15 protein-coding genes and 1 riboswitch are annotated in these 14,127 nt (G+C 36.7%); of the genes, 12 read left to right on the forward strand and 3 right to left on the reverse strand.

Going from position 1 to position 14,127, the window contains the following annotated elements:
* Nucleotides 1-24: 24 nt before the first annotated feature.
* From RRV45_RS01400 to RRV45_RS01430, 7 genes are all read left to right on the forward strand, one after another.
* Nucleotides 25-963 (forward strand): ring-cleaving dioxygenase, encoded by a 939-nt coding sequence (locus RRV45_RS01400; protein WP_315666979.1) that lies wholly within the window; start codon nt 25-27, stop codon nt 961-963.
* 21 nt (nt 964-984) lie between these two features.
* The gene (locus RRV45_RS01405) at nt 985-1,593 is read left to right on the forward strand and encodes a flavin reductase family protein (RefSeq protein WP_315666980.1); all 609 of its coding nucleotides are present in this window, start codon (nt 985-987) and stop codon (nt 1,591-1,593) included.
* A 14-nt stretch (nt 1,594-1,607) separates the two neighbouring features.
* Nucleotides 1,608-2,210: an alpha/beta hydrolase gene (locus tag RRV45_RS01410; RefSeq protein ID WP_315666981.1), complete on the forward strand. Its 603-nt coding sequence runs from the start codon at nt 1,608-1,610 to the stop codon at nt 2,208-2,210.
* Between the two features lie 74 nt (nt 2,211-2,284).
* Nucleotides 2,285-2,497, forward strand: coding sequence for a PAS domain-containing protein (locus tag RRV45_RS01415; RefSeq protein WP_315666982.1), 213 nt, complete (start codon nt 2,285-2,287; stop codon nt 2,495-2,497).
* A 127-nt stretch (nt 2,498-2,624) separates the two neighbouring features.
* Nucleotides 2,625-3,017: a DoxX family protein gene (locus RRV45_RS01420; protein WP_315666983.1), complete on the forward strand. Its 393-nt coding sequence runs from the start codon at nt 2,625-2,627 to the stop codon at nt 3,015-3,017.
* A gap of 218 nt (nt 3,018-3,235) precedes the next feature.
* Nucleotides 3,236-3,847 carry an NAD(P)H:quinone oxidoreductase gene (gene wrbA / locus RRV45_RS01425; RefSeq protein ID WP_315666984.1) on the forward strand — a complete coding sequence of 204 codons (612 nt, stop codon included), beginning with the start codon at nt 3,236-3,238 and terminating at the stop codon, nt 3,845-3,847.
* 161 nt (nt 3,848-4,008) lie between these two features.
* Nucleotides 4,009-4,108: riboswitch (purine riboswitch) on the forward strand.
* Between the two features lie 96 nt (nt 4,109-4,204).
* Entirely contained in the window at nt 4,205-5,380 is a 1,176-nt protein-coding gene (locus tag RRV45_RS01430) for an MFS transporter (RefSeq protein WP_315666985.1), read from the forward strand.
* A 182-nt stretch (nt 5,381-5,562) separates the two neighbouring features.
* Here the strand turns inward: RRV45_RS01430 and RRV45_RS01435 are convergent, their stop codons facing one another.
* Together RRV45_RS01435 and RRV45_RS01440 are read right to left on the reverse strand one after the other, a co-directional pair.
* Nucleotides 5,563-5,688, reverse strand: a complete 126-nt coding sequence (locus RRV45_RS01435) for an anti-repressor SinI family protein (protein WP_315666986.1) — start codon at nt 5,686-5,688, stop codon at nt 5,563-5,565.
* A 207-nt stretch (nt 5,689-5,895) separates the two neighbouring features.
* Nucleotides 5,896-6,351: a DUF2269 family protein gene (locus RRV45_RS01440; RefSeq protein WP_315666987.1), complete on the reverse strand. Its 456-nt coding sequence runs from the start codon at nt 6,349-6,351 to the stop codon at nt 5,896-5,898.
* A gap of 203 nt (nt 6,352-6,554) precedes the next feature.
* Here RRV45_RS01440 and RRV45_RS01445 point away from each other — a divergent pair, with 203 nt between their 5' ends.
* Nucleotides 6,555-7,250: a response regulator transcription factor gene (locus tag RRV45_RS01445; RefSeq protein WP_315666988.1), complete on the forward strand. Its 696-nt coding sequence runs from the start codon at nt 6,555-6,557 to the stop codon at nt 7,248-7,250.
* A gap of 64 nt (nt 7,251-7,314) precedes the next feature.
* On the opposite strand, the gene RRV45_RS01450 is transcribed toward RRV45_RS01445, so the two are convergent.
* Nucleotides 7,315-9,294, reverse strand: a complete 1,980-nt coding sequence (locus tag RRV45_RS01450; RefSeq protein ID WP_315666989.1) for a sensor histidine kinase — start codon at nt 9,292-9,294, stop codon at nt 7,315-7,317.
* 730 nt (nt 9,295-10,024) lie between these two features.
* Between RRV45_RS01450 and RRV45_RS01455 the strand changes: the two genes are divergently transcribed.
* From RRV45_RS01455 to RRV45_RS01470, 4 genes are all read left to right on the forward strand, one after another.
* Entirely contained in the window at nt 10,025-10,570 is a 546-nt protein-coding gene (locus RRV45_RS01455) for a helix-turn-helix domain-containing protein (RefSeq protein WP_315666990.1), read from the forward strand.
* A gap of 467 nt (nt 10,571-11,037) precedes the next feature.
* Complete coding sequence (locus RRV45_RS01460) at nt 11,038-12,138, forward strand: TRAP transporter substrate-binding protein (RefSeq protein ID WP_315666991.1); 1,101 nt, start codon at nt 11,038-11,040, stop codon at nt 12,136-12,138.
* A 75-nt stretch (nt 12,139-12,213) separates the two neighbouring features.
* Nucleotides 12,214-12,729 carry a TRAP transporter small permease subunit gene (locus tag RRV45_RS01465; protein ID WP_315666992.1) on the forward strand — a complete coding sequence of 172 codons (516 nt, stop codon included), beginning with the start codon at nt 12,214-12,216 and terminating at the stop codon, nt 12,727-12,729.
* The gene (locus RRV45_RS01470) at nt 12,722-14,029 is read left to right on the forward strand and encodes a TRAP transporter large permease (protein ID WP_315666994.1); all 1,308 of its coding nucleotides are present in this window, start codon (nt 12,722-12,724) and stop codon (nt 14,027-14,029) included. The genes RRV45_RS01465 and RRV45_RS01470 overlap by 8 nt, the downstream gene beginning before the upstream one ends.
* Nucleotides 14,030-14,127: the final 98 nt, after the last annotated feature.

Raw genomic sequence — 14,127 nt, forward strand, 5'->3', positions numbered from 1 at the left:
TTTGATAAATAGGAGTGAAATAGAATGGATAAAAAAACAATGGGTATTCATCATATTACGGCAATCGTAGGTCATCCCCAAGAGAATATAGATTTCTATGCTGGAGTTTTGGGCCTGCGTTTAGTGAAACAAACGGTTAATTTTGATGATCCAGGCACGTACCATCTATATTTTGGCGATGAAGGCGGGAAGCCAGGAACAATTATTACTTTTTTTCCATGGGCTAATGCGTATCAAGGAAGGATTGGCGATGGTCAGGTAGGCGTAACTTCTTATGTTGTTCCTAAAGGGGCCATGAGCTTCTGGGAAGAGAGATTAGGGAAGTTTAATATTTCTTTTACTAAGGCAGAGCGGTTCGGTGAACAGTATCTGGCGTTCGATGATCCGCATGGGTTACACTTGGAAATTGTGGAGCGGGAAGAAGGAGAAGTCAATACTTGGACCTTTGGAGGGGTAACTCCAGAAGTAGCGATCAAAGGCTTCGGCGGTGCAACATTATTATCCGCTCAGCCAGACAAAACAGCAGAACTGTTAGAAAAAGTAATGGGGCTTGAGCTTATTGGGAAAGAAGGAGACTTTATCCGCTTCCGTTCTCTAGCTGATATTGGAAATATTATTGACCTGAAAGCAACTCCGTCTGGAAGAGGGCAAATGGGTGTTGGAACCGTGCATCACATCGCATGGAGAGCGATTGACGATCAAGATCAATTGGAATGGCAGAAATACGTGGCAGCAAATGGCTATGGTGTAACACCTGTTCAGGATAGAAATTATTTTAATGCCATTTACTTTAGAGAATACGGAGAAATCTTATTTGAAATTGCCACAGATCCTCCGGGGTTCGCTCATGATGAATCTCAAGAAACGATGGGAGAGCAGTTAATGCTGCCTGCACAGTATGAACAATATAGAGCTAAGCTTGAACTCAGTTTAATACCAATTAAGGTGAGAGAATTAAATTAATTTTGCAAAGGAATGATTCCTATGCTTTCCATTGATCCTCATACAAATACGGAACGGGATAATTATAAACTTCTAATTGGAAGCATTATTCCAAGGCCGATAGCATTTGTTACAACTTTGTCCGAAGATGGCGTTTTAAATGGGGCTCCTTTTAGTTATTTTAATATTGTATCTTCGAATCCCCCAATGATTTCTTTATCGATACAACGTTCCGCAGGGAGACAGAAGGATACTGCCAAAAACATTCTTGAGAAAAAGGAATTTGTCGTTCATATTGTTGATGAACAGAATGTAGAAAAGGTAAATAAAACGGCTGCCAGTCTGCCTCCTCAGGAGAGTGAAGTAGAGTTAGCAGAACTTACACCAATCGAAAGCATGAAAATCTCTGTTCCAGGTGTTAAACAGGCAAAAATTCGAATGGAATGTATACTGGAACAATCCTTAGAATTGGGAAACCAAGAAGTACCCAGCTGTGATTTTATCATCGGAAAAGTGGTTCAGTTTCATATAGAAAATGATATATATGAAAATGGAAGAATCGATTTTGAGGGATTGGCAGCTGTTAGTCGATTGGCAGGTAATTATTATGCGAAAATCGGAGAAGTTTTTGAAATAGAAAGACCTAAATAGTAGGAGGATTACTAATGAAACATATTTTTAACAAAGGAAAAGATTCCAATAAACCGACTTTATTAATGCTTCATGGAACGGGAGGAAATGAATTAGATTTATTGCCTATCGCCGGAATGATTGATGATGAAGCTTCTGTATTAAGTGTGAGAGGGAATGTTTTGGAAAATGGAATGCCTCGATTTTTCAGAAGATTAGCTGAAGGGGTTTTTGATGAAGAAGATCTTATTTTCCGAACAAAAGAATTAAATGAGTTTCTTGATGAAGCGGCAGAAAAATATGGCTTTGACCGAGATAATATTATTGCAATTGGTTACTCAAATGGAGCGAATATTGCTGCAAGTTTATTATTTCACTATCAACATTCGCTGAAGGCTGCTATTCTTCATCACCCTATGGTGCCTAGAAGAGGGGTAGAGCTTCCTGATTTATCCGGAAAATCTGTGTTTATTGCAGCTGGGACAAACGATCCTATTTGTTCACCAGCAGAATCTCAAGAACTGCAATCACTATTAGAAAAGGCGAATGCAAAAGTTGAACTTCATTGGGAAAATAGAGGTCATCAATTGACAGCTGAGGAAGTTAAAGCAGCTGGCAAGTGGTATCTGACTTTATAATATCGGTTAATGGTCTGACGAAATAGGAAGGCTAATTGATATTTTTTGAATATTAACCAATGCATTAGGTGGTCATGATGAACTCGGTATATCAACCTTTAGCTACTGAAAATATATTGGATCTCATTTGGAGTAATTCAACAGATGCTATTTTTGCCCTTGATTATGATGGCTCAGTAATTGACGCAAATCCAGCCTTTCAAAACATGCTTGGCTGGAATACGGAGGAACTATACGGTATTGCGTTTCCTCCGTTCATTGTCAATATGAAAACAGTTTTCATCTAGATAAAATCATAATTCCATCTGGAAAGTATGAAAATACCATTTTACAAAAGTGAGCATATATCTTGAAGTCAAAATATATTAAATGATAATATACGAACTAGGAATTAAATTTCGGAGGAGACATCTTATGAAAAACAAAAATGAAATTGGAACTTTTTTACTTCGAATTGTGTTAGGACTTGTCTTTTTAGCAAATGGAGCTGCTAAGTTCCAAGGCGGTATAGGGAATACAGCAGGCTGGTTTGAAAGTATAGGAATTCCAGGATCCCTTGCTTATCCAGTAAGTATTATTGAATTAGCGGGTGGTATTGCAATTATTCTAGGCTTAGGAACAAGGATCGTTTCAATGCTATTTGGTATGATCATGATTGGCGCAATAGTTACTGTGAAATTGCCAGCAGGATTCCTAAATGGATATGTTTACGATCTTGTACTTTTAATCATTGCAATTCACATGGTATTGAATGGAAGTAAGTGGTTTTCACTTGGTCAATTGCTATTTAGAAGCAAGGAAGCATAGAAATTCAATAAATCATCCCATTATATTTAAACTGAGAATTATGAGTTTAATATATAATAAAATCCTGAAAACAGGGAATAATGGAAAGCAGAGCATTGAAAATCACTCATTTTCAATGGGGGTGGTTCTTATAAGGATTATTAAAATAAGTTAGAAGGAAGGTATCATAGATGGGCTTTTTAGATAAATTATTTGGAAGATCAAAGGAGACGAAAAGTATGTCAAACGTTAAATTAGCAGTAGTTTTTTATAGCATGGGTGGAACAAACTATCAATTAGCAAAATGGGCTGAAGAAGGAGCTAAAGAAGCTGGTGCTGAAGTGAAAGTATTAAAGGTTCAAGAATTAGCTCCAGAATCTGTTATTGCGGGAAATGAAGCTTGGAAAGCAACTGTCGATGCAACAAAAGACGTTCCAGTAGCTACATCGGCTGACATTGAATGGGCGGACGCAATCATCTTCAGTGTTCCAACTCGTTTTGGCAACATGCCATCACAAATGAAGCAATTCCTTGATACTCAAGGCGGACTATGGGCTACTGGTAAAACAGTGAATAAAGTAGTAAGTGCGATGACCTCTGCACAGAATCCACACGGTGGTCAGGAAGCTACACTGTTATCATTATATACTTCTATGATGCACTGGGGTGCGATTATTGCCACTCCTGGTTACACAGATCCAGTGATCTTTGGTGCAGGCGGAAATCCATATGGAACAAGTGTAACTGTCAGTCAAGATGGTAAAATGATTGAAGACGTTCAAGGGGCTGTAAAGCATCAAGCAAAACGTACTGTTACAGTTGCAGAATGGGTTAAAAAAGCAAACCAATAAGGATATTCAATAAAATAGCACCCACTTTAAGGGTGTTATTTTATTTACAGATCAAGTTAAATATATATAATTAATACAGTCGTATTAGTAAAAAAATCCCGATGGGGAATTTTACATTTGAAAAATGCAATAAAAAGGAGTAAAATTTACTATCAGATTCATCACAATATAACCAATAACGATGTATAACCTCTAGAATATGGCTTGAGGGTCTCTACCAGGAACCGAAAAATCCTGACTACAAAAATGAATTGATCATTTTTGTAGTCAGGATTTTTTTTTTTCTGAAAAAAAAGCACTTTTAGATGATAGTTTAACACTTTTATAAAAGAATTAGAAAGGAATAGTGATTTCATAATGAATTTGAAAGTTTTTATATTGGCACTCTCGACAGTTGCCGTTGGATTAGTTGAATTAATTGTGGGCGGCATCTTACCTGCCATCGCGGATGATTTTAATATTTCACTTAGTACTGCAGGACAGTTGATAACAGTGTTTGCACTTATATATGCAATTGCAGGCCCTGTTTTACTTGTTTTAACCAGGAAAGTTGAACGAAAAAAATTATATCTTATTTCATTATTTATTTTTTTTATTGGCAATGTCATCACGTATTTCAGTCCAAACTTCACCTTAATGATGATTTCCAGAGTATTGACCGCTATGAGTACAGCATTAGTTGTCGTACTTTCATTGACCATTGCTGCGAAAGTTGTCAAACCATCCCATCAGGCAAAGGCGTTGGGGCTTATTTATATGGGAATCAGCTCATCCCTTGTTTTAGGTGTCCCTTTGGGTATTTTAATTTCCAACACATTTGGATGGCGAATCATATTTCTAGGTATAGCGATCTTATCCATCGGATCGATTATACTCATTTCCCTGTTTTTAGAGCAGATACCTGGTGGTGAAAAGACAATTCCCCTATCAGAACAAATAAAAGCGGTTGGCAGCCCAAAGATAGGAAGTGCCCATCTTGCTACTTTATTTATGCTGGCAGGACACTATACACTGTATGCTTATTTCACACCATTTTTGGAAACGAATCTCCATCTCAACTCAAATTGGATCAGTGTATGCTATTTTATTTTTGGACTAGCGGCAGTAAGTGGGGGAGCATTGGGTGGAACACTTTCTGATCGGATTGGCGCTGAGAAAAGCATTATCATTTTCATCAGTTCATTTGCTGTGATCCTATTTTTGCTTCCATTTACGACTTTTTCCCTTGTAGTATTCATACCAATGATGATGATTTGGGCTGCATTGAGCTGGAGCCTTGCACCACCGCAACAAAGTTATTTGATTGGAGTCGATCCTAATACATCTGATATTCAACAAAGCTTTAATAATTCAGCCATACAAGTGGGAATTTCACTTGGTTCTGCTATAGGTGGCATTGCTTTAGAACAAACTGGTTCGATCTCCAGTATGGCTTGGGTTGGAAGCGTTATTGTTATCATTGCTTTACTGTGTGCAGTATTTTCTTTGACTAGACCTGCTACTTCCAAAAGGTCTGAATTGAAAAGCGCATAATTCTGTTGTTCTCACCTATTACTCACAAATCATTAGATCTTAACAGAGCATTTGGTTCCCCTCTTGTGTAAAATTCTGCTGGAGCGGGAACCAATTGCAACGAATAAAGACCATGGCTAGATTTTTTTGCAGATCATGGGCAAAAAAAAAGAGAATTTCCTTCACAGCATTAAAGAAAATTCCTACTTTCCTGTTTTCGTAGTCTTTTTTATTTGTTGTAGATAATGACGAACCTCTTCTATTGTAATACCGATCTTCTTAGCTTCAAGAATTAGTGCCTTCCACTCTTTATCTAATTCGCCTTTCATGCTTTTCCCCCTATTCACTCCTTAAATTCAATTAGACAGCTGTAACTGCTCTATAATATAGGCCATACGATTTTAGTTCGATAACTACGCTAGGGCTAGCATAGGGAATTGTCTAGTTTGATAAGCATTCTTTAGCGGTTTTATACAATGAGGGCAGGGGAAAAATAAGATTATTATTCTTCCTATGCTAAACTTTTAAAGAATAATTTAAAAAACGGGCTTTAATATCATCAAAATAAATAGCAGCGTGCCCAGTCCTGAGGCGACATAGTATAAACGATTTGCTTTCCCAAGATAAGCAGACTGAGGCTCAGGAAGAGGTTCATGATCGGGTAATGTAGGATCTTGCAGCCAGGCAGATAGTTGTTTTGTGACAGGAGCTATGAATCCAACAACAACAATTTGGACTCCTATATACAAGAGGATGGAGGCCAAAATCCATAATTCAGTAAAGGACAGACTCGATAAAACGACAAGGGCAATTCCAGTTAGCACGGCAATCGTTCCGCCAATCTTAGGGAAATATTCAAGCTTTTTTGATAGCATAAGAGACTGCTTGAGCTCACCAATGGATTGCTTCTTTCTAAGGAAGATATGCCCAAAATAAGTGGGTCCCACTCCGATGATAGCGGATAAAACATGAATAAGTACTAGCCATTTCATATTGTATTCCTCCTAGGCTTAAGCATTTCGAGTGCTTTTCCTCATTTATCATAGCTGAATATCTGTCATTAACATAAGTTACAAGTGTCATATAATTGTCATTGAATGAACCGCTTTTCATAAGATGTTATTATTAGCCATTACTGTATATGGATTATGATAAAATATGGTTAAAGGAAATTACTGTCAGGTTCGGATGAGAGGTGAGCGTTATTAAGAAGCTGCGAATTGTGATTGCCGATGATCAAACATTATTTCGGGAGGGCCTGCAAACTATTCTTAATTTAGAAGATGATATGGAGGTAGTAGGGGTGGCTGATAATGGCCAGAAGGCTCTGGAGATTGTGCTTAAGCATGATCCCGATGTGGTCTTAATGGATGTCGAGATGCCAGTCATGAATGGGATTGAGAGTACTCGCCACATGAAAGAGCAGTTTCCTAACACAAAGGTATTGATTCTATCTACCTTTGCGGAGGATAACTACATTGTGGAAGGACTAGCCCATGGTGCTTGTGGTTACCTGCTGAAGGACCTCCATGCGGATACTTTGATTTCCAGTATACGAAGTGCTGCGACAGGGCAATTCATACTTCCAGCACCGATTGCGGCAAAATTGGCTTCACGACTCTTAAAAGCATCTGAGATAACCGATACACCTTTCGCTCATCACCGGAAACCTGAACATTTGATTGAAGAATTAACAGAGCGTGAGAAGAAAATGGCGAACTTAATCGTTAAGGGCTTCACGAATAAAGAGATAGCGGCTCGCTTGTTTATGAGCGAGGGAACAGTTCGGAACTATATTAGCGTCATTTATTCCAAGCTAGGAACTAATAATCGAAGCAAGGCGATCTTATTATTAAACGACCTCTTAGGTGAAGATAAAGCAAATACATAGAAAAAGACATCGGGCCAGCTCCAGTTTAAGGAGAGGCGGATGTCTTCTGTTTTTAGTTTCACAATTAGGATACGGGAAAGCGGATATCCAACACATAATTCCATGCTTCTTCGGAGTGAATATGAAGGATTCCTTGCTGACTCTCTACACGTTTTTGCATCGTTGTTAATCCAAAGCCGAAATCCTTCTTGTGAGTGGGTTCACCATTATTTTTTAGTTGAAATAGAATCAAATCGTCCTCCTGTTTCAAAGTAAAGAAGAATGCCTGACAGCCCCCGTGCTTAATTCCATTTGTTAGGCCTTCTTTCAATGCCATAAAGATCATATTTTTTTGAATGATTGAAAGTGGAGGAAGCTTAGAGATCGAGCTTTCAATTTGAACTCCAGCATATTTTATTGTTTCTTCTATTATATGGAGTAAGGCTGCAGGTAAGTCGTAATTCCAATCGGCATCTTTCAACAGGCGGACCGATGTTCGGATTTCATCTAACCCTTTGCGAATAAGCTGCTGAGAGATTTCCATTCGTTCGATGGCCTGTTCGGGTTGTTTAGCGATTAGCCTTTTACCGGCTTCAATCTGTACGATGGTTGTCGTTAATGTGTGTCCAACGATATCGTGAATTTCTTGTGCAATGAGATTTCTCTCTTCAAGTGCAGCAATTTCTACAGCCGCTGCCGTACCCTCTTGAATGCTCTCCACCAGCTGTTTGTGAGTCTTTTCAAGCTCTCTCGTTCTTTCTAAGACTCGTTGTTCTAAAAGACGGTTATCCTCTTCTAGCTGTTTGGATAATAATTGTAAGCTGGCAGCATACTCCTTTGCATGAGTATCTGCTTGCCGGTATCTTCTTATGATGATAAGCGTGCCTGGTAAAACAATGGCAAAAGGACGAACGATTTTGACCATATTCATTATGTCCATCAAATTAGCTGCTAGAGCTAGATTAAGAGCAATTTCTAAAAAAATAAAAAGGATGAGTCCAGAGGAAAAGAGTATTAACTCCGGATTTTTTTGCTTTTTTATTGAGAGTATTGAAACGACTAGAATGAGCAGTACATTGAGCGCAATAAGAATGCTAAGCACGGGAAATAGAAGGGCGACAATTTTTGCATGAATAGCTGTGGCAGCAATGCCAGTGATTCCTACCGCTGTAAAAAGATAAGTAGACCAAAGCACCGATTTCCTGTATACGTGATATATGATTTCACGGAAAAGCAGCAATAAGAGTAAGATAGCGATGAATTGACCTATTGCTATTAAATAGAACTGAGTGACAGCTGGTATAGGAAAGAACAGCTGCCTAGAAAGCGAATAGGTAACATACGGCCATATCGAGAAATGAACAATGATAAATAAAGCATAAAATAATAGCAGGCGTTGTTTTCGATTGTATAAATATAGGAATAGCGCAAAAACACCCGTGACAAAAAAGCCGATGATACTAACTATATTTATAGCATCCATCTTTAATAGATAGTCTATTACTTGAGCTTCAGAGCCTAGGGTATGGTGATAAGGAATTTTCCCCTGAAGGCGAATATATACATCATCTGAAGAGTTATTAAGGTTAAAACTATCCCAACGTGGTACCCCCTTTCGGGGATCCCTATCGCTTAGATCTCCAAATTGATGGATTAGCTGATTGTTTTGGTATACCTCATAGTAGAAAGGACTAGGATAGAAGAATAGCTGCAGCCTCTCACTATTTTTCTCAAGTGAATGCTGGATTTGCAGTTCATCTTGAAGGTCGGATATAGAGAGACGGAGCCATATTAAGGCATTGCCACTATTCTTTTGGTGAGCATATGGGGTCCAAGCAGAATCTGTAGGTATCGTGGTTGGCTGTGAAGCATGACCCTGTTCACTAAGCGGTTCCAAATGGTATTGGATGGAGGAGTGGGGTATCTCTACATAGTCACTAAACCCATCGGAGCCATTTGCTTTTGCAGGGAGGATGCTGAGTGTGGAAAGGATGAGAACAAGCAATAGTAAGAGAATAGTAACATATTGAAATTCCTGTTTAATAGTATTCATTAGCTTAACCATTGAAATTCCCTCCTCAATCCCAAATTGACTATGTTCTTTTGTAGCGGCTTTAGTCAAATTATAAATCAGGTAATGTCACATGAGGAAGTTACATCTGTCATTTTTCAGAAAAGGTTCAAAGTGTCTATTATTGGTGTGCTTAAGGACATTTCGAGTGAAAACAGGAGCTGAACTGTAAATGCTTGATATTGGGGTCCAATTATACCCTTTTCGTCAAGAGGGATTTGGATGGTTAGTCCATAATCATTTGAAAAAATCTTTTACAGCAATATCTAGCTAATTATCGTATTTCAGTTTGCAATAAAGTTGCACCCTTACACCCATTTGGATAAAATTGTCTAAACAGGTGTTCTTATGTCCAAAGGAAAAAGATTCTGAAATTGAAGAGTGAGAATTAGCAAGGTCGTAGTTCGGATTTTGGGGTTGACTATGGTAATGGTAATAGATTCAAGGTGCATCCTCATTATGAAAACCTACGAGATTAAAAAGTATAAAGACTTACAGACAACATGATTTACTATCAGAATTGGAACAAAACTATTCCCTTAATTGTATTATTTGATATTATTGTTGAAATTTAATTGAAGGAGAAACGTTTCAAAACTATCATCTACTTATAAAAGCCACACATAATTTGGCTTCAAACAGCTGGTTTTAATACTTGAAAAATTAATCTTTTAAATTTAAAAATGATTTTTTTTCTATTTTAATTGAAAAAGAGGTACTGAATATGGATAATAAAAAGCTTGGAAATCGAGTTAAATCAATTAGAAAAAACAATAAAATGACATTAAAACAGGTTTCTGAAAAGACAGGTTTATCTATTAGTTTTTTGTCACAGGTTGAACGTTCTAAGAGCTCAGCTACTTTGTCATCAATAAGAAAAATTTCTGAAGCACTGGGTGTTAATCTTAGTGATTTTTTTCAAACAGATTGCGATCCTAAATCCGGAATCATAAAAAAGGAAGACCATAAAGAACATCGTTCTGATGAAGTGAATTTTACATTTACAAATTTATCAGGTATTACAAACCCTATTTTTGAACCCATTTTAGCTACACTTTATCCAGGTGATAAAAATATAAGTCCATACACACATAATGGTCAGGAGTTTATTTATATTCTTGAAGGGACTCTTTCAGTTATATTGGACAATAAAGAGTATAGTTTACGTCCTGGGGACAGCATACATATCGAATCTACAACCCCCCATATTTGGTATAACGATACGGAACAGATAGTAAAACTATTATTGATAACCTCCCCTGTTATTTAAGAAGAATCTAGGAATAAATGAGGTTTACCTTAGAATGAATAAAGTGATTTAATTAGAAAGGAGTCCTAATATAATTTATTGAATAATCTGAATTATTTGTTGACACATTTCAACTATAATTTATAATTAAAATTAGCATTATAAATTCAATACTACTTAATTCCATGTGCTATTGCATTTTTTAAAACAATAAAAATTGAAGTAGCACTTCAAAAGGGGGTATTTCTTGTTTAGTGGCAAAATCATGTTCATATTATTTGTTTAAAAATTGAAGTAAGACTTCAATAATTGATTGGTTTTAGGAACAAAGCCGTATAAAGAAAGGGTCTTTTTTTTACTAATAATTGAAGTGTAGCTTCAATTATTGATCATTTACTAGTTCTGAGGGGAATATTCTTTCTGTCAAAACAAAAAGAAATCAATAAGAACTTTGATTAAATTTAAAAATAGGGAGTGAAATGGCAATTATGTTCAGAAAAATCAGAAAACAATTAATGGTAAGTGTTTTGTTAATAATGGTTATCTCTATTTTAGCGGCCTGTAAATCGGAAACGACTGCTCAGGATGGTTCACAAGTTTCAGGAAAAGTATATAAATGGAGAATGGTCACACATCAAATTCCTGGAACTTCAAGATATGAAGGGACAGTTGTTCCATTTATTGAAGCAGTAAAAGAAGCTTCTGGCGGCAGATTGATCATTGAGCCATATGGAGCTGACACCCTTTTTCCAACAACAGATACATTTGATAATGTTAAAAATGGTGTTGTAGAAATGGCTGCTATTTATACTGGTTTTTGGTCGGGTAAGGATCCTGTATTTGGCCTAGGTGGTGGAACTATACCTGGTGATCCAATTAAAGGATTTAGTCAACATTATTATCGTTCGGAAAAGTTAGAACCTCTTTTAAGTGAAGTTTATGAAAAACATGGAATTAAAAACTTAGGTTCATTCGACTTGGCACCGGAGGAAATATTAATATCTTCAGTTCCTATACGATCAATTGAAGATTTTAAGGGAAAAAATATAAGAGCTGCTGGTATTGCAAATTTATTTTATGGAAAATTAGGAGCCTCATCCATTTCTCTGTCTCCACCTGAAATTTATACAGGATTACAGTTAGGGACAATAGATGCAGCGGAATATAATGACTTTCTTGTAAATAAAGAAATGGGTTTACATGAAGTAACAAAGTACGTTATAAATCCAGCGCTTCATGTCGGACCAAGTAGTGACAAGGAGTTAATTGTTAATCCAAAAGCTTGGGCAGAACTTCCTGACGATTTGAAAGCTATTGTTCTTACTGCTAGAGACAAGGCAAGATATTTATCCGCAATGTCCTATTCTGTAGAAAACCTTAAGGCCAAACAAGAATGGTTGGACAAAGGAGTAGAAATTATTGATTTACCAGAAAAAGATATTGAGAAAATGAGAGAAGTGGCATTTGAATTACTACTTGAATATAAGGAACAAAGTTCAGAAACTGAGAAATATATTGAGGCCTATGCGGAAGTTTTAAACGATCTTGGATATGTCGAAGAAGCGAAAAAATTAGGATATTCTAAGTAGATTAGTAAGCAGTTTAGTTTTTTATTCCATCAATATAAATCTTCTAAAATCTTTTAGAAATATGGTGATCTTTTTATGAGGAGTCTTCAAAAGATAATTACCAGAATAACTTCATGGTCGTCATGGGCTGTAAGCTTTTTAATAATTCCTCTCGCATTAGTGGTAGTTTATACGGTTATCATGAGGTATTTTTTTGCAAAAGCGCCAGTATGGGGATTTGAAGTCCCAATATTTTTATACGGAATATTCTTTATGGTAGCTGGAGCAGAAGGTCTTAGGTTAAAAGTGCATGTTACAGTTGATGTGTTTCCTAGGATGCTTTCATTAAAAGGGAAACAATTTTTGGAAATATTCTCCACTATAATTATTATTATCGTTTGTTTAACTTTAACATGGCACGGATATAACATGGCATGGGACTCTACTTTAATAAACGAACATTCTACACATCAGAGTACATTTAATCCCCCAATTTGGTGGTTTAAATGGTTCATACCATTGTCAGCAGCATTAATTTTATTGCAGGCCTTAAATGAGCTTATCATCTCAATTAATAACTTCATGGGAAAGGAGCGTAAAAACAATGCTTGATTTTACACCAATATTAATGTTTGTTACTCTATTTCTCATGCTTTTTCTAGGAGTTCCTATCGCTTTTTCTTTAAGTTTTACAGGCATTGTTTTTGCCTTTTTTCTTTGGGGGTTTGATAGCACAAGTCTATTAGCCAGTGCTGCCTGGGGAGTCATGAATAACTTTACACTTATTGCCATACCGTTGTTCATTTTTATGTCAGTTCTTTTGGAAAAATCCAATATAATTGCTGATCTTTATGAAACCTTTTACAAATGGTCTGGAGGGCTACGGGGAGGGCTAATAATTGCAACTATTGTTGTTGGAGCAATATTAGGTGCAGTTTCAGGTGTAGTAGCAGCAGGGGTTATTGGATTAGGATTAATCGCCTTTCCATTGATGAAGAAATATAAGTATCAAGAGAATCTTAGCTTAGGCTCAATAATGGCGTCAGGAACACTAGGGCAGCTTATACCTCCTAGCTTAAATATGATCGTTTATGGTGCTATTACAGGAGTTTCCGTTTCTCAGCTATTTGCCGGGGGCTTAAGTGCGGGTATCTTTTTGACAATATTATTTATTATTTATATCTTCATCAGAACATTGATAAATAAAGATATTGCACCTGCACTAGCTAAAGAAAATAGAGCGACATGGGAAGAAAAAATTTCCTCATTAAAAGCTGTTTTTCTTCCAATGTTACTCATTATTATTGTTTTGGGGGCAATTTTTTCAGGTGCTGCTACTCCTACAGAAGGTGGAGCTGTTGGAGTAATGGGAACATTAGTTCTTTGCTCGTTAACGAAAAGAATCAATATCAAAAGTTTATTAAGTTCCTTAAAGGAAACCATCAAAATGTCTACGATGGTTGGATGGATTTTGATAGGTGCCTCCTGCTTCAGTTCAGTTTTCTCCGGAATTGGTGGAAATCGAATGGTAGCTGATATTGCTAACGCAGCACCAGGTGGTAAGTGGGGAGTCCTAATATTATCAGTTTTATTTATTATCTTTTTAGGAATGTTTTTAGAAACAGTAGCCTTAATCATGCTTGCTGCTCCAATTATATCTCCATTAATAGCTAGTTATGGTTTTGATCCATTATGGTGGGGAATCGTCTTTATGCTTATATTGCAGATGGCTTTTCTGACACCACCGTTTGGATTCGCAATATTTTATTTAAAAAGTGCTGTGCCTAAAGATGTTCCAATCGAAAGGATATATAAATCGACCATACCATTTATCTTAATACAGCTATTAGCTGCTATCATCTTTATTCTTTTCCCAGCACTAGCATTATGGTTACCGAAATTACTCCAGTGAAAAATATAATATTATTATTCTATGAGAATCAAATTAATTACGAATATACTTATTGACTGGAATTTCAAAATTGGGCAAATCGTGAAAGCCAAGAGGGA

It is taken from the genome of Bacillus sp. DTU_2020_1000418_1_SI_GHA_SEK_038 (genome assembly GCF_032341175.1).
GTDB lineage: Bacteria > Bacillota > Bacilli > Bacillales > Cytobacillaceae > Cytobacillus.